A 20,712-nucleotide genomic window follows, 5' to 3' on the forward strand; every position below is an offset into this window, starting at 1 on the left:
CTTCTTTACTTCCTTTGTCATTCTCCAAGCTTCACACAGCGTACCGAGGCACTCTCAGCGGCATTTTGTATGCCCATCTGCACTCTGGATGGCGTCACGATCATGGTATAGCTAGCCTGCAGCATATTATCTGCATCACCAGGCTGGAGTGGATCCTTCTCAGCTTGCTTGTAGTACCCTATAGCCCCCGAGAGGTCAGTAGAGTTCCACGCAAGCAGACGAGCCCCGGCTGCCGGCAGAAAGAAGGGTGTTGCCTGGCGATCGTCACGATGCTGGCTGTCGGGGATCCAGGTCCTCCAGCCACTATTCTTGACACCCATATCCCCATAGGTGTAGGTGAGTTCGGAGTGGCTATCCCAGGGGAACGCATTGGGGGCACCATACTGACCGCCTCCGAAGTCGCTCATCGTAGCGACGAGATTACTCATATCCTGCTGCGTGGGGAGACCCCATCCCGGTGGGCAGGGATTGAGCGTGTATCCTACCTGCAGAGGTTCCAGATTGTATTGAGCTGTAGCTTTGTTCCAGTCGAAGGAGTAATTCTGGTAATTTCCGGTATAGCTCCCGAACCAAAAGAGCTGGTACACTGTATACTTTAGCTCTCTAGAGCGATAGTAGAATAGTTCGGGATGACTCTCAAAGAAGTTTCCCGCATAGTAGCCGGACTGTGGCGCACCGCAGGGGAAGAGCCCGTCGTCTCCATAGTCTCCTCCGGCATTACGACTGGACGGTGTCGGCGCGAGGTAGTGGTTACTCTTACCATAGGCCCCATGGACCGAGGTGGGCAAACCGACCGGATTGGCGTAGGGGTAGAGCATCGGGTAGCCCTTATTCTCAGGGTCGAACTCCTCGGAGAAGAGGTAGCCGGTCTTGAGGTTACGATCGAGCCACCTCTTACCATTGATCTCCACGTAGCCTCCCTGATAGACATCTATTCGATCCCCCCCAAGTTCGAGGACGGGAGATCCCTGACTATCCACAGCGTTCCCCTTATAGATGATTGAGAGCGTAGCCGCTCTCGCCTCCGGATAGACGAAAGCCTTCATGGTCTTATCATAGTGGGGTGTGGTCTCATTGGGCTGGATCGTCACTTTCAGCCTATTGGTGTACTTTTCCGCCCCGTAGCCCTCAGTCGCCGGATAGCTGAATGAGATTGGATCGGCCTTGATCCACGAGGAGGCTCCCGCCGGAGTCACCACGGCACTCCAGGAGCAGTTACTGGTGACATCGACATAGAAGACCGACGGCTCTTTGCTTTGCATATCGGTCTCCATCACATAGCGATCACGCTTCATATCTCCGGGATAGTCCTCCGGGTAGGTGATCTTGTAGTCAAAGCTGAAGTCCTGCGTCACGTAGATCGTGTTGAAGAAGTAATTATAGAAGCCGGTCTGGATCACTACCTTGGCAGCACGAGGCATAGCCTTAGCCATCTTCTTGGTCTTGATGACAACGTCACCCGCACCGATGGTAGAGACCAAGTACGCCTCATCTTTGGAGGCAAAGGCTTCGTCAAAGTCCCACTTCTTGCCATTGGGGAGAGTGACCGACTCGATGAACTCGTACTCGTCTTTAACGTCACCACTAAGGACCGGCTCCCCTTCAGCATTCTTTTCACGGACGGACACGTACCCCTTCCCCGGGACGTAGAAAAGGACGTCCCTGACAGACCATGACTGTCGCTCGATGGGGAGCATAACGTGGGACCTAAACTCCTCCGCCTCACCGCTGTCCGAGAAGAAGTCAGTCGGGCTCACAGACATATTGAGTGCATCGGAGTAGTAGATCTGATCAGCCCTCTGTCGCACGTCGATACGGAGCTTCAGGTCATCGGTATGGATCCCCTCCGCCCGGACAAAGGCGTACGCATCGCGTTGCTCATTACTATTATTCTGGAAGCAGCCGACATTTAGCCGATAGCGCCGAGATCCACCGGCACCGATGACGTCCGTACCCCCCCCGTCCGGAGAGAGGGACATCGTCGACCAAGTGGCTTCTTCGAAGCGAGGGTGCTCCGGGTCCCGAGCATTCTTCCTGTCCACAGGAGGGATCAGCACCAGAGAGGGGACATTGGTCTCTATGGTGGTGGAGCGCTGCTGCTGGATGGCATCGTACTCGAAGAATACCCGACCTGCGGAGATGTAGTAGTTGTCGAAGAATACCACCTCTCTACTATTGGTCATATCCCAGTCGGCGACCGTGAAGACTACAATCTTATTTGCGGTATTGGCCACAGCCTCCTCGAGGGTATTGTAGCCGACACCGATCACCTTGACGACATTGAGCCGGTAGTGGCGACCATGCTGAAGGGACTGGACGCCGTCCTTGACATTGAGGGCGACACGATAGTAGGAGCTGACACCATGATACCGTCCCCTGAAGATCACGTACGCCTCCTTGGTCGGGTCGTTCTCTACCCGCTTTGGGTAGCTGTAGACCCTCTGCCCAGTGGAGAGCTTACCGCTATTTGCCGGGGCGGAGGTGTAGCCGGTAACTGAAGTGGGATCATCCTGCTGCAGGTAGCCTTTGGTCTCTCCATTGTAGAGATACCACTCGTCCTCCAGCTCAAATCCATCCTCAGCTCTTGCGGTGGAGATAATGTCGACAGCAAAGGCGCTTCGCTGCAGCTCAGCCCGGATATTGGTGTATGTCTGGACATTTTCCGCACTCACCTCACCATACATCAGGAGGGGTGTCGAGGGAAGACCCGTGCCGGAGCTGACGAGGCGACTCCTGAGCTGGACAAGCGTCGTGGGGCGGAAGGTGGCAGGTAATTTCTTATTGGCAATCACCGCAATCCTATAGCTTACCCCCGCTGTCAGTGCGATAGGGTACTGATACTCCGTGTCGCTCACTTTCTTCAGGCCATTGCTCTGATTTATCTGTACCGGTGACCCGATGATGGTGCCATCCGGCTTGGCGAGGATGTAGTAGAGTGAGTCGACCTTCTTCTCTTCATCCGTCTCTCCAGAGGGGGCATCCGGTGCGGCACGCAAAAGCAACTGACTCTCTGCTAGGTGAATATTGATCATCACCGTGACCTCGCGACCCTGCGCCAACTCATCGCCCTCCATACGGGGGTCTCGGCAGCCTCCCAGTGTGAGGAGAGAGAGTAGGAGTAGGACAAGGGTATATATCTTATTCATAGCGAACTCATTCACTTGTTTATCACTTCACTCCTTGATGCATCGGATGACGACACCGGAGCCGTAGCTGATGGGCTTATTCTGATCCCACAACCATTTCCCATCATCGTACCAAGACAAAAAGAGGGCATTGCAGTAGTTATCTGTCGCCCCATTGGACGTCCCGTAGTAGGAGGTATTCTCTACGTCATCGTCTATGGTCCACTGGCGAATACTGAGGGTACCGCGCTCGCTTCTCCTCGGAGAGATCGGGAAGTAGATGTCGCGCGCCGTAGAGGTGGCTATGTCCGCGCCCTTGATCCAGACACCATGGCTCACCCGCAGACGAGAGAAGCCATCGGCATTTCTATCCTTCGGGAAGATCCTCCCATACTCCTCCAGCTTCGGGATGCGATACCCCTCAGGGCAGGGATCCACCCCCTTCCTCTTGGTCCCATCGGCATTGGTCCAGGAGGGACGAGGGACAGTGGAGTCAAAGAAGTAGAACCAGCTATTGACCACATCGGGAGTATCGCCCTCATCGGTCTCATCAGAAGCGATGAAGAGTCCATGCTGGTCATCTCTCGAGTAGTGCCCATTGATCTGCTCGGTCCCCAAGTCGGCCCACTTAAGCGGACCATCGGGTCGATAGTAGGGATCGATCTTCCACTCAGTGATAGGGATAGAGCGCTTGATGGTGCCGTAGACAAGGTCTACGCCGAGCAGGTGGTATCCGTCCGGAGTGCGGCCATACTGGTAGTAGAAGCCATTGCGCTCCACTCGCTCACGATTGGTGATCTCAGAGTTGGTAAACCACGCCCCTCTATTCGACGCGCTCTTGATCGCCCCGAGGTTGCGGTCGAGGATGATAAGATTGGCACCATTCTCGGTCACCCTTACAGGCTTGTAATTACCCTGCTCCACCCAGATGTAGGCGCTCTCTCCGGTGCCGTCATAGAGTTTCACCTCAGCATAGCGGATCAGATCGGTGTCGTTGGTACTGTCGACGGTAATCTTGACGCTCCCCGTGCCGTTTTTCTCCGCCTTGACCCAGCCGGTATTGTCTGCGGTAGTCGAGTAATTGGTCACCACGGTGGCACCCCACTGCCTACCGAAGCTCTCCACCGGGATCTCCACCGAGCCCCCCTCTCCTATGAAGCAGACATAGCGTCTCTTAGGCCGGATCAGCTTCCTTGCCCGCTGGTGTACCACCACTCGCACAGGGTGGTCATAGTTCTGTGGAGTAAAGGTGATCACCGCCTCCCGCTCCTCATCGTGAGGCTTACCATCGGCACTATACCAAGTCTCGTTGGCGCTCGTGGCTCGGAAGGTGAAGAGGACCGGCGTGCCATCCATAGCCACATGACCACTCTCCGCCCCGGCAGGAGGGATCACCTCGAGCCAGTCGGGGTCACCCTCTACACTCCAGGTAAAGGATCCACTCTCAAAGTTATTGAGCAGCTGCACGGTATTTGAGGAGCCCTCCTCGTAATTGAGCTCGACGACATCCTTGGAGCTATTGAAGAGAGGGTCCGTGTACTCAACATTCTGCATCGACGGTAGCCACGGCTGCAGGTGAATATCGAGCAGTGGCTTGACGCGCTGGTCAGTAATATTGAGCCGGACCTTGTAGTGCAGACTACGGAAGATGGAGTATATGTCAATGTCATTGAGATCTACCGTGGCCGCATTGATGTGGTCAAGTATCTCACTGCGGATCTCATTAACGTCCCCTGCATCGAGGTAGTAGGTGTTGCTCAGCTCCGTACCGGTAGCACCTGTGGTGTAGTAGACCTTGAGTGCGGCGTAGTCGGTACCACCTCTCGCAAGCAGATGCTCGGGGAGGTAGTAGGTGCCGGAGGTATATAGTGCCTCCTCCGCCCCTTTATTGTAGTCACTGATGGAGACATTGACCCGCCCCGAGGACCAAGTGCCGGTCGTTGCGTCGTAGGCCTTACCCGAGAAGAAGAGAGGATACTGATTGGGTATATTGATCAGCTCGAAGCCGGTCACCTTGACATTAGGCTTCGCCGTAGACTCAGGGGAGTCCTTCTTGCGATAGATTGCGAGGGTGAGCTTGGAGATGTTCCTCACTAGTGTCGCCTTGACCACCTCAGGGGCATCCTTGGTCCCATTACCCTGAAGAGACTTCCTCGATACCACACCGACGGAGATCAGTGGCTTACTGGTCCCAATGGTAGTGATCTCCGACTTTGCGAAGGGGATCGGCTCGAAGTCTCGGAAGCGGATGGCATTGTCGAGACCACCCTGCAGGATGCTCTGATCCCTCTGCGGCATCGACTCCTCATTGGCAAAGAGGTAGAAGTCATATCGAGTAGAGACCGACCGTAGCTCGATCGGGTCGGAGAGAGCTGCGGTGCTGATGTTCGCAGGAGGAGTCAGGCTCCCATTATTCCAGGTCAGTAACTGATTGTAGACCACCTCGCCACCCGGATACTTGGCGATGACGAGACGGACTGTCTTGATCGTCGTCTCCTGATCACCGGGGATATTGATGGAGCGCAGGCTCATCGCCATATATCCGGTGGCCATCATCGGCTCGTCGTTGCTCCGTGACTTGCTGCACCCCGACAGGAGTGCCACCAGTAGGAGTGCGATGAGGGAGATCAGCACCGGACGACGTGCCGTCGTCGCAACTATTCTGTGACTAAAGTCTGTAACCATCTCACTTACTCTGCAGATACGTCCTGCTCCCGGATCAGCCAGCCATTGATGTAGATCGAGAAGGACTGGAAGTCCACATCGGATGCGGGACCCGAGGTGGTGAAGACAAAGCTGACCACATACTCATCCTGCCGGTCCATGTACTCCTGGAGTGGCATACTGCCGTACTCGCTCAGCTTCAGGAATTGGATCAGCTCCTTGAGCTTGACGTTGATCAGCTTCTTCCCACTCTTCTTATCGGTGACGATGAGCCGCTCATCGCTATTCTCCGACAAGCGCCCGGTACGTAGCTCACAGGTGAGTCCGACGGCCTGCTTATCCTCAGCTATGGAGAGTCGACCTCGCTCGCTGAGGTAGGGACGATACGTGATGGCATCACCGGGGACGATCCTATTATCTCCGTCCAAGAGCCCATTGGCAGAGGCGATCGTCACCTCGTACCTATTTGGGTCGAGATCCACGCCCGCGCCCGTGGTGACTAATTGCACGCGGAAGGTATTGGTATCCTTGACGAGAGGGATCACGACCCGCTCTCCGGGCACCCCCTTCACCTCCAGTCGCCGGACGATCCCGTGCCAGAGGTGGTCGAGCGCCTTGTCGGAGATGCCGGCACTGCTCTTGATGGCCAGCCTCATCTGTGCAAGATCCCTAATGTTGCTGAGGGCATAAGAGCTGTCAGTGAGACCCGCCCAGGCGACAAGGGTGTACTTACCCGGCTGGAGCTGCAGCGGGTGGCTGAAGTCCTGAGCAAAGGGATTCCCCTCCACTCTCAGGGGCGTAGCGACCGCCCTACCCTGATCATCAAAGATAAAGAGGTCGACAGAGGGCACCTGAGAGGCGAAGGCATCGGCAAACTTAAGATTGTAGTCGTACCTATAGCTCACCTCTAAGAGACAGGGCTCGAGATCGCTGTAGATCATCCTATCACAGCCTGTCAGTCCCAGTGACACAATTGCCAGCAGGCAGATCATTAGGTGATGTATACTCTTCATATTATCATGCAGGCAGAGGCAGTCCCTCCCTTACTTCTCTCAGTGAATAATTAGATTTCCTATTGGTCCCCGGAGACAGGATCAACCGTCTCCGGGGTGACATCATCAGCTCTTGGATCACTTAGATGTCATAAAAGTCTCCCGCTTGGGATCAGAGATCGTAGCCACTCTCGCGGACAAGCCACGGCAGCAGCTCGACAGACATAGCGATGAAGAGTGTCTCGGGGTCATCATTCTCATCACCGGGCTCCACTACCTCAGGATCACCAAAGTTCTTGATAGAGTTGATGGTGAGCTTGTAGATGTTGTTACGCACCAAGCCATAGCGACCATACTGCATAGGAGCAGCCTGCTGCTCGTTGGTGAAGTGACGGATAGGCATATGGTAGTAATTTACTCCACCAACATAGAGGCTGATACCGCTCGCCTCGTCCTTAAATGCCTTGCCCTTGCCAATCTTAGCATTGAGAGCATCAACACCGGTGGCAGAACCATCTGCAAACGCAGCGACTGCAGCCGCGAAGCCGGTGGGCATACCATTATCCGCGTCACTCGTGTTGGCAGACTTAGTGACACGCTTCGTGAAGTCGTCCACCGTATAGGCTACACCCTTGTAGACAACGTAGCTTGTCACCTCAGCACCATTGATCGTGGGAGTCACCTTGACCTTAAAGACAACGAGGGTGGTGCCACGAAGCTTCTGAGCATCGGGAGCCATCGTATTCTCTGCCACATAGTGCCCCTTATCATCATCATAGCCGGCCTCATAGAAAGTCGGCAGAGTCGACAGACCTGCGAGGTATTCGAAGTTATTGGTATCGATGGTGGTGGTAGCAGCATCAAAGTTCGGGTCCTTAGCGTAAGAGTCGACACGTTCAGACGCGGCTGTCTCAGCCTCCAGCTCGGCAGCAGCGCTACCTACACTATTAGCCTTGATCTTCTGATCCATCACACGCATCGGGAAGTACTTCAGGTTGGTCACATCGAGCTGCCAGCCCAAGAGCTTCAGCTTGGCACCGGCGATAGAGCCGGAAGCATTATCATTGGTGATCGTAGGATTGACAAAGACCTTGGCGACGGCTCTCTCTACCTGCACGGAGACCTTCTCGGCAGCAGCCTCCTCAGCCTTCTCCTTGGTATCGAAGAGCTTGTCTCCTGTGATATTCACGATACCCTTGGCATTGCTCATCATGATGCCATTGGCGGTGATCACCTTGGCCTCATCATAGTTAGAGAATCTCTTGAGGTCCTCTATGCTGGCGCCCTTATTGATTCGTCCCTTCACCTCCTCGGTGGGGTTGAAGAAGACAACGACGTCGTAGCTGTCAGTATTAGCGATCTTGGGGACCTTGACCGCCTTGGTCACCAGCTTGTAGCCGGTAGAGGTGGTGGCGACGTCAGTTCCGGTAAACTTGCCGGTAGTCGCACCATCGTGAGTCGCATTAAGATCGATACGAGCGGCGCAAGTACCGGCCTTGTAGAAGCCTACCAGCACTGATGATACCTTATTCTCAGCGACGGTGCCGTCATAGGTCTCACCCTGGTGTTTATCGCCAACATTAGCCCTGGAGCTATTGGCGGTAGGCAGGGAGATGGAGAGCACAGCATAGCTGCTCTCCCCTGCCTGGGGGACCTCAGGTCCCTGGTTACTCTTGTTGCAGGCAGTCATGCCCACCATAAGGGTGGCGCAGAGCAGTGCAACGGCAGTGAAGTTCTTTCTCATACTACTTGTGTAATTGTGAAAATGGAAAAGATTTATGAAATGATACAATTTAGTCTTGGTTTTGTCTCTCCTTCTGGTCCTCGATCACCTTATCGAGCTCCTCGAGGTTGTGCTTGGCGAGCTGATCGCCCCTCTGGGTCGCCTGCTCGAGGTAGCGCCTGGCCGTCTCGAGGTTGCCGGACCTGGCGTAGGCGACACCCATATTATTCCATACCCGAGCGTCCCCGCTGATCTTCTGCATCCGGTGGATGGCGGCCTCGTAGTTCCCTCCCTCGATGTCGGCAGCGGAGGCGTTGTTGACCGCTATGGGCTGATCCGGGTAGATGCGCGTTGCTATGTCAAAGACCTCCTTGAAGTAAGGGCTGTCCGGTGCATAGGTCTGAGCAACGAGGTACATCTCATTGAGTGAAAGGAGCTTGGGATCCCTCTTGATCACCTCCTTGGCCTCCTCCACGTCAAAGGCACGCACCTCATAGGCGATGCGGTAGACGGTACGCCTCACCCTGGGATAGATCTCCTGGAGCATCTGCGTGTAGGTCGCTCCCCGAGAGAGCTGGCGGAGCCGAGCGTCCCGTGCGTCATAGTCGATGCCACTATCGATGATCCGCAGCACCTGATCCCGGTCAGCGAGGTAGGAGTCCGCCACTAAGTCGCGGACGCCCCTCCAGTCCTCACCGCCTCCTACGATACGCACACGGGACCGATCCAGACCATGTCGCTGGATGAGATAGTCAGCAAAGTTGTGGGCACGTCGCTCGGAGAGAGCTTGATTGTAGCTCTGATTACCCTCCGGAGAGGCCCAGCCGGTGAATTGCAGGTTCGTCAGCGTGAGGTCCTTATTTCCCATAAGGTCACCGAGGATCTTATCGGCCTCATCGAGGATGAGGGCGTTATTGCCGAGCCCTCTGACGATGTCGTGCTTGGCGACGACGAAATTGAGTTGCGCGGTGTGCTCCTCAGCTCTCGCCTTGACCGGCTCAGCCTCCGGGACGATATAGGTGAGCTTATAGTCGGGCTTGTAGGGCTCCTTGACGAGACGGTCGATGATGGTCCTCGTGAGGGTCTCCTTGTCGCAGTACGCACACCCGGTCAGGGCAGAGATCAGCCTCAGCTGCCCCTTACGCATCCACGACTGGAGAGGTACTACCTGAGAGTAATTGATGGAGAGGGGCCGACCATTGTCCCGCATATCCTCATAGTAGGGGTGCTTATCGTAGGGGACCGGGTGCCGGAAGTCCTTTGTCCGCTTCAGCACCTTATAGCGGGTCTTGCCGGAGAGGACGATCTGCGGCAGCCGGACCTTCTCCGTCCCGCTCTCGTCTGTAAGGATCGGGGTGAGGACAAGTAGGTCATTGGGTCTCAGCTCCACCTCATCGAGATGGAGGTCAAAGGAGACCACCATCTTCCCATCCGTGACACCGGACTCAGCGCGAGTGATATCAAGTACCTCCTGAGCCATCGCAGTCTGTGCGAGGAGCAAGAGGAGTGTGGTCGTGATATAGAGTAGTCTGCGTTTCATGATCTATCAATTAAGGAAGTAAACGAGTGAGAGCGTGGCGCGCGTGAGGCCCCAGTAATTGTAAAATCCCTCGCCAAACTTATTGCCACAGGCAGCACAGGGGTAGCGCTCGTACCAGATCCGCGCATATCCGCCCCCGAGGGAAGCCTCGAGATTGAGCTTACTCGACAGCACCCACTGATACCCATAGCTGAGACCGGCTCCGTAGAAGTAGCCTTGGTACCGCTCCTCCTTGAGCTTCTTGAGCCGTCCGATCGGGATATTGATCCCACCTATATTGTACTGACCGCCGTGGAGATGAAGTCCCACGAAGTGACCATTCATAGGCTCACAGATCCAGTAGCGGTACTCCGGCTGGACGAGCCAGTGCTTGAGGGTCGTCGCCTCGTCAAACTTCCAAAGGCTCATCCCGCCACCGAGGTCGATCGTGGAGTGACGCCCCACCCTCAGCTCGAGCCCAAGATTGGGACTTGTGGCAGCTAAGTAGGGGAGATTGGTCTTGAGGGCTACCCTCTGAGCATCCGCCCTGCTACCGATCAAGAGAGCAGTGAGGACCCCGAGGAGAGTCGCAAGTCGATACACGTGGATTATTCTCATCTTTTTTACTAACTCGCATAGATCATCCGACCACCTTGTACAGCCTCAAGTAGAGAAGCGGGTACCTGGTGTCGCTGATGACAATTATCCTAACCTTGATCACAACAGATATTTCCGAGAAACACCCTTACGGCAGGAGAGTTACCTTACGGAAGTAGGGAGTAATTCAAGTTGAATCAAAAAAGCAGAGATCTGTTTAATCATTCATCCATTAGGATAGAAAAAAAAATCTACATTAATGGAAGAAGACACTAATATATCTCTCCGCGACCCACAGGTCGCATATTTATCTCACTTTCACAAACAACCGAGTAGCTCCAGCAAGGAACACAACTTTTTATGTAACCCTAAAACCTTGTCCCCATCGGGGATTGCGTTAAGTGAAGAACCCCAAATACCGATGGAAAAATCCATAAATTCCATCAGGGCCTATTTTTTGACAAAATGGATATATGAGCCGCAACTTATTAGTAACACGTATATACAAATCAAGCATCACCGAGGCTGGTAACCACCGGGACGCAGTCGATACATATATATATATGCGTCCCATGAAGGGGGTCGCCTGCTGCCGGTAGAGAGGCTACTGGTGCGCCTCCCGGTGGGGGCTGCGTAGTGCCCCTCACAGGGCTCCTCTCCCGGGACCATGGGGCTTATTCCATATGAGAAGAGGGTGCGCCATCCGTATGGGATGGCGCACCCTCTTCTTTTATTGCCCTCAGGGGCCATCAGCATGAGGCGGCCGGGGCTCCTTATCTATCCACTTTTGGTTGCGGCATGCCCCTTTTTCCTCCCATAGAGAGGGGTGCATCTAATATCGGTATTAGGAAATTCTTTTATCGGTATTAGGGATTTCTTTTACCGATATTAGGCGCGACTAATATCGGTAAAAGAATTTCCCATAAGGAAGAGGGGGCAGTCACGCAGGGTCCCTCCGCCGGTGCCCATGGCGGTACTGGTAGTAGTAGCCGATGGAGGCGATCGTGAAGTAGAGCGCCGTCAGCACCCACATAGCCCTACACTGTATCAGGATGTCGTAGAGGGAGGCACCGGTACCCAGCAGGGCAATATACCCCTGCACCGCATGCGTACTTGGGACCAAGTAGGCGAGAGCCTTCCAGAAGGCGGGGATATTCTGCCACGGCCACACCACGCCGGTGAGGAAGAAGAAGACCAGCGACAGCGGGACGATGTAGATCAGCACCACCTCACGTCTCTTGAAGAGGAAGGAGAGACCGATCGACATAAAGACCACCGACAGCAGGTAGGGGATGATAAAGATCAGCATCCTCAGCGGGTCCGTCAGGATAGGGATCCGCAGGCAGTACGGCACGATGCAGAGCACCCAGATGCTGAGGAGCAGGTAGAGGACAAAGTAGATGATGCTCTTATTAATCACCATCCGCATCGGCCCATGGATCGTCGACGGGATGAGGTAGTGCGTGTCATTGCTCTCCCTTGCTGTAGCCGCCAGCATACATATCCCCATGATCAGCGTCTGCTGGAGGATCAGGATCAGTATCGGTGGCATCAGGAAGGTACCGATGCCGCCCACGGGATTGTAGTACCCCTTCCCGTCCTGATAGACCGGGCGCACCTCTATGTCGGTCAGCGCCTTGGTCGACTTCCCGGCACGCTCCGCATGGATCTCCCCACCCATCTGGAGGGCATTATTATTGAGCGCCACCATATAGTTCTTGTAGTACAGCAGCACATTCCCGAGGCTCATCAGCTCCACATGGACTTGGTCCTCGCCCCTATAGAGATCGGCCTGGAAGTCCCTCGGGATCCGCGCATAGCCATAGGCATCCCGATCCATGATCATCTCCTCAGCCATCTCGATCGTCGGGACGACAGCCACCACATCCACCTCCTGCGAGGCATCCACCCGTCGTATGTACTCGCGAGAGAGGGCGCTATTGTCCTCATCGACCATGACCAGCTTTGCCTCCTCGACCACCTCGGTATTGTAGAAGGCTGCGTAGAGGAAGGGGTAGACGATCGGGACGAAAAAGAAGAAGAGCAGCACACCGGCGTCCCCCTTGATCGCATTGATTTCCGTTCGCCAGATCGCCTTGGTATCGGTATGGAGGAGGGAGAGTCTCCGCCGCCACTTATTATCGGACATAAGACACTTCTAAGAGCTCACGCTTGAGGTTGCGTCTGCAGAGCAGCGGCAGGAGGACAAAGGCTGCCAGCCCCAGGTAGTAGGGGATGCTCAGCGCGAGGGGAAAACCATTGAGCGACTGATCGGTGTAGATCATATAGTAATACCTCATCGGGAAGAGGTAAGAGAGGGTGACGAAGGGAGAGTACATCGCATCGAGAGGGAAGGAGTAGCCGACAATAGAGAAGGTCAGCACGCCGAAGAGACTCGCGAGACTCACTCCGAGTCTCAGGATCGGGACGAGGGTGATGAAGAAAACGCCCAGCGCCTCAGCCGCAAGGATCAGTAGCAAGAGCGCAAGCAACATAGGTCCCCAGCCATTGGCGAGGGGGAAGCCACAGAAGGTGTAGAGCATCCCGAGACAGGCTGACCCAATCACCAGCCAGATGAGCGTATGGACAGCCAGCTTCCCGGCAAGGGCGATATGCATGCTACCACCGGCGGTCTCCAGCCACTCCTGGGCAGACTCAGCCTTGATCTCCACACCGACAGCGTAGGCAGTCACCTGCATGATCAGCAGCTGTATGATCCCGAGGATGAGGATATTACTGAGGTAGACAGAGTAATTGAGCCATTTATTCCCCTTGATCTGATCCTTGACGACGATCGGCATCACATTGGCCATGATCTCCGTCTCCGTCTTGCCCATCAGGGTCCCCATCTGGAGCCCCACGGCCCCATTAGCCATCTCGCTGATCATGCGGAGGTTCTTATAGCTCAGGTTTCCGCCGATGATGGAGTGGTAATTGAGGTAATAATTGATGGTGGGCTGCTTGCCGGAGGAGACTTTCTCGGTGAATCCTCGGGGGATGACGAGGATGCCAAAAGCCTCATTTTGCTGCATCAGCTCACGTGCCTCGGTGAAGTTTGCCGTCCTCAGCACCACGTGGCTCTCGGAGAAGCTGTCAAGATTGTCCACCAGCCGCCGCGTATTGGACGTATTATCCAGATCCACGACAGCGATCGGCAGATCGCCCGGCAGCCCCTCACCCATAAGGGTAAGGAGGAAGACAGCAAAGAACATCGGCACCACGATCATCCCTGCAAAGTAGATCGAGTGGGTGGAGACCAGCCTCCACTCACGCTGCATCACTCTGAGGAAAGGAGAGGATGTACTCACGAGACGATGTTTCACTTTAGGTGAGACCTATCGATAACGACACTCATCCCCGGCTCCAGATCCTCTATGTCATCGATGAGCTCCGCCTTTACCTCAAAGGTGCGGAAGTCTATCTGCCCCGTAGGCTTCTTCGCCTTGCGGACAGAGTAGATCCCCATATCCTTGAGATGAACCACCCTGAGGGTGCACTCCTTACCCCCAAGTGCGGGGATCGTCCCCCGGAGCGTAGTGCCTCTATGGATGCCCGGCAGACGATCCTCGCTGAGAGCAAAGACCACATAGCACGAGGTGGGATCTGCCACATTCATCACGGGAGACCCGGTGCCGACCAGCTCACCCACGTGGGGGACAATATCGGTGACGCGACCATCGAGGGGCGATGTGAGCGCCCCCTCCTGTACGTAGAGATCCACCTCCTTGAGCATCGCATCCATATTGCTTACCAGCCCCTGGGTGGCACCTGTGCGATCGGAGAGGACCCCCTTGCGGGAGAGCTCGTAGCGGTTCTTAGCCGCAGCCTCCGCAGCCTCAGCAGACTTTACGAGCGCCCGCGCCTGATCATACTTCTGTGCCGACACGACACCCTCCTTGTAGAGATTCTCCACACGACGGAAGCTGGACTGAGCCACCTCGAGGGTCACCTTGGCACTCTGCCACATCTGATGGGCGGCCTCCTGCACCTCTGCGGGGCTGCCGCCGGAGAGGGAGCGATTGAGCGCCTGGGCCGAGGCACGCATAGCCTCCGCCTGCTCCCGCTTGGCGTAGACCTCAGGCGAGTAGATGCGCACTAAGGTATCGCCCTTACGGACCATCTGCCCCTCCTCCACGAGATACTCCGAGATACGACCCGGCACCTTACCGGAGATGCGGATCTCATCCACCTCCACATGCCCGATCACCTCCGACTCCCGGGGGGAGAAAAAGACAAATCCGGCAAGTGCCACCAGAGCAATAACGATGAGGGTGGTGACGATGGTGACCACCATTTTATGTCTCAGCTCCTTTGAGAGGGAGCTCTTCTCTTCTGTCTGTACCATTATCCTAAATACTATTATTTGACAAAGCGTGCCGTGGGGACGTAGTGCCTGATCTTGCTCTCACTGGACTTCAGTGCGATGGCAGCGTCGATATATCGGTCGTAAGCAGCGGACCAGGAGGTCTGAGCCTCCGTCAGTCCGAGGAGTGGGATCACCCCCTCCTTGTACCCCAGCTGAGCCCGCCGGAGGGTCTCATCGGCACTGCTGAGGTTGAGCCGGGCAGCGGAGAGCTGCTTGTACGCCTCCTGATTGGTCAGGAGGAGCTGATGGATCTGGAGATTGATCTTCTCCCTCGCATCCGTCAGTTGTCTCTGCTTGATCTCCCGCTCAACGGCGGCACCCTTCCGCTTCGTTATCCCCGTATAGATGTCCGTGAGGGGGATCTGCAGACCGAGTGCCACATGCCAGCTGCCACCATACTCATCTTGCATCCCGGCAAAGAGATTGGGGTTAATGGTGGTATAGCCACCGAGGAGGACCAGCTTGGGGAGGGCGTCCGCCAGCTCCACCCGCTCCTTGGCCGCAAAGATCTTATCCGCCGTCTCGAGCGCCCGTACCTCAGGTCGTGCCGCAATGCCGGAGGCGATCTCCTGATCAGAGAGGAGGATAGGCGTCTGTGAGACCTCATCACGGGCCCCATCGATCGTCACCTCGTCCGCCAGACGGTAGTGGCTCTCCAGCTCGATGCCACACTTCTGGGCAAGCAGCATCTTGGAGAGGGAGAGACCATTCTCCACCTTGAGCCGCAACTGATTGGCATCGCTCTGCTTGACCCGTATGGAGAGCGCATCTGCCTCAGTGGCCACTCCTTCCTTGACCGCCAGGTCCACATTCTCCACCGCTTCGTCAAGGAGAGAGGTGAGCTTCGTCGCCAGCTCCAGCTTACCCGAGAGAGAGACCACCTGCCAGTAAGTCTCCTCCACACTCAGCTCCAGCTCTCGCTCCTTCGTCTCCACCATGATACCGGCAAGGTCGACCGCCGAGGAGGCCATCTTATAGCCATTAAAGATCTTACCCCCCATAAAGATCGGCTGCACAAAGGAGACCGTCCCCACTCTCGTATTACCGAGGTCGATGGCGGTCTTATCCTTGATCCTCTCCGGCAGGTACTGCCCCAGCCCGAGAAGCGCATGGTCCCAGTCGATCGGCTGGAGAGGCTCCTCTATATGGGAGTAGACCCCACCGAGGGAGACCTTGGGGAAGAAGTTGACCCCCACCTCACCTTTCTTTGCCTTGGCTGCATCGACCTTCAGCTCCTCAGCCTTCAGCAATTCGTTACTCTCGGTCGCCATACGGATACAGTCCTCCAGCGAGTAGACCGGCTCCTGAGCAAGAAGGGCAGGAGTCGCCAGCATCGTCAGGACAAGGACCTCGAGGACACGCTTCAGATTTCTCATATCAATACTCATCATCTCTGGTAAATGATCCACCCCGCCAATTGTCAGCAAATCGGGGAACGGATACGGAACTCAGATGCACATCTGTGCAAAAGGTTAAATCAAGATCCGAAATTTTCTCCCCACTCCTACCCGGTCACCCGGGGTCGCCCAATTAGGATCTCACTCCGGGACACAAGACGCCATACAATAGTCGGGGAGCCTGCGACCGATGCATCGGCCACAGGCTCCCCGCTATTAGGACTTAGTTAGTTGCCGATCAGGCGCCGTGGAACTCGTAGGTCTCGCCGATGTGGAGGGCGATGAGCGTGAAGAGGCGCTCCGTCAGCTCATCCGTCACCTCGAGGGCGCGGGTCAGCATACCATCGGAGAACCTCTGCAGCAGGTCCTGTGCAGCCAGCGGGCGATCCTTGTAGATGGCGAGGTACTCCTGCTCCATCTCCTTCTGTCGCTGTGCGATCTCCTCCTCGAGCTGAGCATATGTCTCCTGGATCACCGGGGCGTAGCGATTGTAGTCGGTCATGCCGAGGATCTGGACGTGGCGGAACTTCCAGTACGCCGACTTATTGCACGACTCACCACCGCCGATGCGGTACGCCTCGGGGTAAGACTTGATCCCCTCGTAGAGCGGGAGGAAGATGCCGAGCGCTGCCATTCCCTCACACATATAGTCGATCTGACCGATCTCCTTGGGGAGGCCGGGGCGACGCTGCAGGATGTGGGTCTGTGTGGTGCGGAAGATCGAGATTGGGCGCCACGGCTCCTTGGGGTTGCAGTGGAGGTAGGGATCGTGCTCCGTGTCGTTGTAGTGCGAGCGGAAGCCCTTCTTGATGTCGCAGAGGGTGAGCTTCTTATCCGACTTAAGGAAGACAGGGAAGTCGTTCTTCGTCACGTCCTGCTTCTTAGAGGGGGTGTACATCTGCTGCAGGTACCATACGCGCGGGTAGCTGTAGGTGGTGTCGAGCTTCTCATCCCGGGCATAGGCCTCGTGGAAGTCGAAGTCGCCCTCATAGAGATGGTGCTCCTTGGCGAAGTCGATCAGGTCCTCGGAGGCGAGGTAATTGGCCTTATCCTTGGGGTCGTAGTCGCGGAAGCGGCTCTGGTTGCCGGAGACGAAGTACTTGTCCTCGGGGATGCGGGTGGCGAGCCAGCGGTGACCGGAGGCGGTCTCGAGGTACCACATCTCGTGCTCGTCGATGAAGCTGATGCCGAAGCCCTCAGCGATGCCGTGCTTCTCGATCAGTGAGCCGAGACGCTCTACGCCCTCACGCGCTGTGGTGATGTAGGGGAGGACGATATTGAAGACCGAATTCTCCGCCAGACCATCCTCCACGAGCGGGTCGTACTGCAGCACTTTCTCGCTACTGAAGATACTCTCCGTGGCGCTCATGCCGACGCCCTCGCGATTGAAGCCGGCACTTCCCCACTCGCCGTGCAGGTGGTAGGGGGAGAGGGCGGAGTAGCCGATGCGACGCTTGGGGAGCTTGCAGCGGAAGGGGGTCTCCTTGGCGATAAACTCCTCCGGGCCATTCTCCGTGGTCTCAAAGATCTCCAGATTCTTTGCCACCATGGCGTCCCAGTCCTCGGAGCGGGCGGCGATCATCGATCCGTCCTCCATCAGCTCCTTGCCGACGATGATGGTGGTGCACTCGGAGGGATAGCGCTTGGTTTGTTTTTTCATGAGATAAGTATATGGTTTTTGTGTAAAAATGATTGATGTCACTTGGCGCGAAGACCGCCCTGCGATCTCGCAACCCAACAAATGTAGGGAAAAAGGCGTGGCTCACCCACCTTTTTCCCTTAATCTTTCTGAAAGCCTATTCTCAGAAGGGCATGTAGGGCGCGAGGCGGAGGGAGTCGTCGCGGGTGAAGTCTCCGGTGGCCATCAGGTGCGACCAGTCGAGGGGCTGCTCCTCCTCTAAGAGCCTGCGGAGGGTGCGCTTGTGGCGCCACGAGAGATAGGGGTGGTAGCTGATGCTGTCTATGGTGAGGGTGAGGGTCCTGACCGCTGTCCCTACCGTGAAGTAGGGGTGGATGGCATCGTATCGCTCCCGGTCCATGCCGTAGACCTCCTGGAGCTGCTCCACCACGTAGTACCCGCCGAGGAGGTCGCGGTACTTGACGATGCGGCGGGCAAAGGAGCTACCGATGCCGGGGACGCGCTTGAGGAGCGTCGTGTCAGCGCTATTGAGGTCAATGGTGGCGCCGGGCTTGAGCTTGGGGAGGTACGCCTCTGCCCGCTTGGACTCGGGCGGAGGACCGGGATAGCGGTCGGTGCGAATGGGAGCGTGGGTACTCTCGCTCTCCCCTTTCGCCTCAGGTGCAGTGGGAGTAGCGGGAGGCAGTGTGTCGACCACCGGCTGCAGTGGTGGGATGGTGTCCGGCATCTCGGTCATACCGGGGAGTCCCTTCGCCGTCACGCCGGAGTAGAGCACGTAGGAGAGGATCAGGACGACGAGGAGGATGAGGACCACCCGGTCGCTCTTATTAAATCGGAGCCACATCGCCACCCTGCTCGCTTACGATCCGACCATCACTCAGGAGGAGCGACCGATCAGCGATCTCCGCCGTCTCCCGGTCGTGCGTCACGACGATGAAGGAGAGTCCCTCCTCCTCGCGCAGCCGGAGGAAGAGCTCGAGGAGCTCACGCTTGCGGACGCTGTCGAGGGCGCCGGTAGGCTCATCCGCCAGCACGATCTCGGGGTGATTGATGATCGCGCGCGCCACGGCGACCCGCTGCTTCTCTCCTCCCGACAGCTCCGCCGGGCGGTGGTCTAGCCGATCACCGAGGGAGAGACGGCGAAGGAGCTCACCTGCCTCAGCCATCGCCTCGCGACGGCTCTTACCGCTGATCATCGCTGGGATGGCGACATTCTCCACAGCGGTAAACTCGGGCATCAGCTGGTGAGACTGGAAGACGAAGCCGAGGTGACGATTACGGAAGGCGGCACGCCGGTCCCCCGAGAGGGCTGAGAGCCGCTCGCCCCCGATGATCACCTCCCCCCGATCAGGGGCATCGAGTGTGCCGATCACCTGCAGGAGCGTCGTCTTGCCCGCCCCGCTGGCACCTACGATGGCGAGGATCTCTCCCCGATGGAGCTCGAGGCTGATGCCCCGCAGGATCTCCAGCCGACCGAAACTCTTGTAGATATCCCGCACCTCCATCAGGGGTGCATCAGTTGGTGTGCTGCTCATGACTCAGGGTGTAATAGGTGATCAAGCGCCACGTAGGCGCAGTAGCCCCCCACCATCGGTGGCATATAGGAGATGGTGCCGGGGGTGGACTTCTTATTCTGCTCCCCCTCCGTCAGGACGATGGCCTCCTCCACTGGTATCTCAGTCGAGAAGACTACGGGGAAGTCAAGCTTGACCCTGAGGTGGCGCAGCCGCTTGCGGATCATCTTGGCGAGCGGGTCATTGAAGCTCTTATCCATGCGTGCCACCCGGATCTTCGTCGGGTCGGTCTTGGCACCCGCCCCCATAGCACTGACGAAGGGGATCCCGTGCTGCTGCATATAAGCGATGGCGAAGACCTTGGGCGCCAGCGTGTCGATGGCATCGATGACGAAGTCGTATGGGGCTGCCGAGAGCACCTCCTCCATACGCTCATCCCGCAGATACTCAGCGATCACCTCCAGCCGCAGGGCAGGATTGATCGAGAGAAGGCGGTCGTGCCAGAGGGTGGCCTTGGACTGACCGATCACCGGCTGCGTGGCGATGATCTGGCGATTGATATTGGACGGGGTCACCACGTCGGCATCGACGATAGTCATCTGCCCCACTCCACCCCGGGCGACCATCTCGGCAGCAAAGCCCCCGACGCCCCCGAGCCCAAGCACCAGCACGTGCGCTCTCGAGAGTCGCTCGCAGCCCTTCGCCCCGACCAGCAACCTCAGCCGGTCAAATGTATGATCCTCTTCTTTCATAGGTCTCAAAGGTAGCGATTTTCCACCGCTTCATAGGGCGTAGGTCTGCTTTTATTCGGAACTTTGCGACAGATGACTATCACACTAGATGGAATAGAAATGGACACAAAGACAAGAGAAAGAGTAGAGCGGATCCGGATCATGGAGGAGCGCCTCGACCGCTGCGTCGAGACAACAGCCCGACTCTCCGCCGCCTGCAAGCAGTGGAGAGAGGCCCTTGAGGACTCTCGCATCCTCGAGGAGTACTACCAGGGTGGCGACTGGATGGAGGACTACGAGGCGGACGAGAGGGGCGAGCTCCCTGATGATCTCATCCGTGGCGTCCTCTCCGAGGATGCGGTGTACGACTACATCAGCGACCGGCAGGAGCTGGCTAAGGAGCTCCTCCGCACCGCACTTGCCGCGCTGGAGTCCTAGCCTCCCC

The 20,712-nt window shown here is 56.7% G+C and carries 15 protein-coding genes; 1 reads left to right on the top strand and 14 read right to left on the bottom strand.

Going from position 1 to position 20,712, the window contains the following annotated elements; translation table 11 throughout:
• Positions 1-17 precede the first annotated feature (17 nt).
• From QZR17_RS05305 to QZR17_RS05370, 14 genes are all read right to left on the bottom strand, one after another.
• Positions 18-3,146, bottom strand: coding sequence for a hypothetical protein (locus tag QZR17_RS05305; RefSeq protein WP_297128603.1), 3,129 nt, complete (start codon positions 3,144-3,146; stop codon positions 18-20).
• A gap of 27 nt (positions 3,147-3,173) precedes the next feature.
• Positions 3,174-5,810: a BACON domain-containing carbohydrate-binding protein gene (locus tag QZR17_RS05310; RefSeq protein WP_297128606.1), complete on the bottom strand. Its 2,637-nt coding sequence runs from the start codon at positions 5,808-5,810 to the stop codon at positions 3,174-3,176.
• Positions 5,811-5,815: 5 nt separating this feature from the next.
• The gene (locus QZR17_RS05315; protein ID WP_297128608.1) at positions 5,816-6,802 is read right to left on the bottom strand and encodes a FimB/Mfa2 family fimbrial subunit; all 987 of its coding nucleotides are present in this window, start codon (positions 6,800-6,802) and stop codon (positions 5,816-5,818) included.
• A gap of 151 nt (positions 6,803-6,953) precedes the next feature.
• A complete protein-coding gene (locus QZR17_RS05320) occupies positions 6,954-8,525 on the bottom strand; it encodes an Mfa1 family fimbria major subunit (protein ID WP_297128610.1) in 1,572 nt (523 codons plus the stop codon).
• 49 nt (positions 8,526-8,574) lie between these two features.
• A complete protein-coding gene (locus tag QZR17_RS05325; RefSeq protein WP_297128615.1) occupies positions 8,575-10,044 on the bottom strand; it encodes a DUF3868 domain-containing protein in 1,470 nt (489 codons plus the stop codon).
• Positions 10,045-10,050: 6 nt separating this feature from the next.
• A complete protein-coding gene (locus tag QZR17_RS05330) occupies positions 10,051-10,641 on the bottom strand; it encodes a DUF3575 domain-containing protein (protein WP_297128617.1) in 591 nt (196 codons plus the stop codon).
• A gap of 919 nt (positions 10,642-11,560) precedes the next feature.
• On the bottom strand, positions 11,561-12,769 hold the full coding sequence (locus QZR17_RS05335; protein WP_297128619.1) for an ABC transporter permease: 1,209 nt from the start codon (positions 12,767-12,769) through the stop codon (positions 11,561-11,563).
• Positions 12,759-13,928, bottom strand: coding sequence for an ABC transporter permease (locus QZR17_RS05340; protein WP_297128623.1), 1,170 nt, complete (start codon positions 13,926-13,928; stop codon positions 12,759-12,761). The genes QZR17_RS05335 and QZR17_RS05340 overlap by 11 nt, the downstream gene beginning before the upstream one ends.
• 11 nt (positions 13,929-13,939) lie before the next feature.
• On the bottom strand, positions 13,940-14,965 hold the full coding sequence (locus tag QZR17_RS05345) for an HlyD family secretion protein (protein WP_297128626.1): 1,026 nt from the start codon (positions 14,963-14,965) through the stop codon (positions 13,940-13,942).
• 14 nt (positions 14,966-14,979) lie between these two features.
• Entirely contained in the window at positions 14,980-16,362 is a 1,383-nt protein-coding gene (locus tag QZR17_RS05350; RefSeq protein ID WP_297128629.1) for a TolC family protein, read from the bottom strand.
• 259 nt (positions 16,363-16,621) lie between these two features.
• Positions 16,622-18,043 (bottom strand): C69 family dipeptidase, encoded by a 1,422-nt coding sequence (locus QZR17_RS05355; protein WP_297128631.1) that lies wholly within the window; start codon positions 18,041-18,043, stop codon positions 16,622-16,624.
• 142 nt (positions 18,044-18,185) lie between these two features.
• The gene (locus QZR17_RS05360) at positions 18,186-18,866 is read right to left on the bottom strand and encodes a helix-hairpin-helix domain-containing protein (protein ID WP_297128635.1); all 681 of its coding nucleotides are present in this window, start codon (positions 18,864-18,866) and stop codon (positions 18,186-18,188) included.
• Positions 18,850-19,557 carry an ABC transporter ATP-binding protein gene (locus QZR17_RS05365; RefSeq protein WP_297128637.1) on the bottom strand — a complete coding sequence of 236 codons (708 nt, stop codon included), beginning with the start codon at positions 19,555-19,557 and terminating at the stop codon, positions 18,850-18,852. The genes QZR17_RS05360 and QZR17_RS05365 overlap by 17 nt, the downstream gene beginning before the upstream one ends.
• Positions 19,554-20,288 carry a tRNA threonylcarbamoyladenosine dehydratase gene (locus QZR17_RS05370; RefSeq protein WP_297128640.1) on the bottom strand — a complete coding sequence of 245 codons (735 nt, stop codon included), beginning with the start codon at positions 20,286-20,288 and terminating at the stop codon, positions 19,554-19,556. The genes QZR17_RS05365 and QZR17_RS05370 overlap by 4 nt, the downstream gene beginning before the upstream one ends.
• Before the next feature lie 99 nt (positions 20,289-20,387).
• On the opposite strand from QZR17_RS05370, the gene QZR17_RS05375 reads away from it, so the two are divergent.
• A complete protein-coding gene (locus QZR17_RS05375; protein ID WP_297128642.1) occupies positions 20,388-20,705 on the top strand; it encodes a DUF4298 domain-containing protein in 318 nt (105 codons plus the stop codon).
• Positions 20,706-20,712: the final 7 nt, after the last annotated feature.

Origin of the sequence: uncultured Porphyromonas sp., assembly GCF_900541275.1 — a bacterium.
GTDB lineage: Bacteria > Bacteroidota > Bacteroidia > Bacteroidales > Porphyromonadaceae > Porphyromonas_A.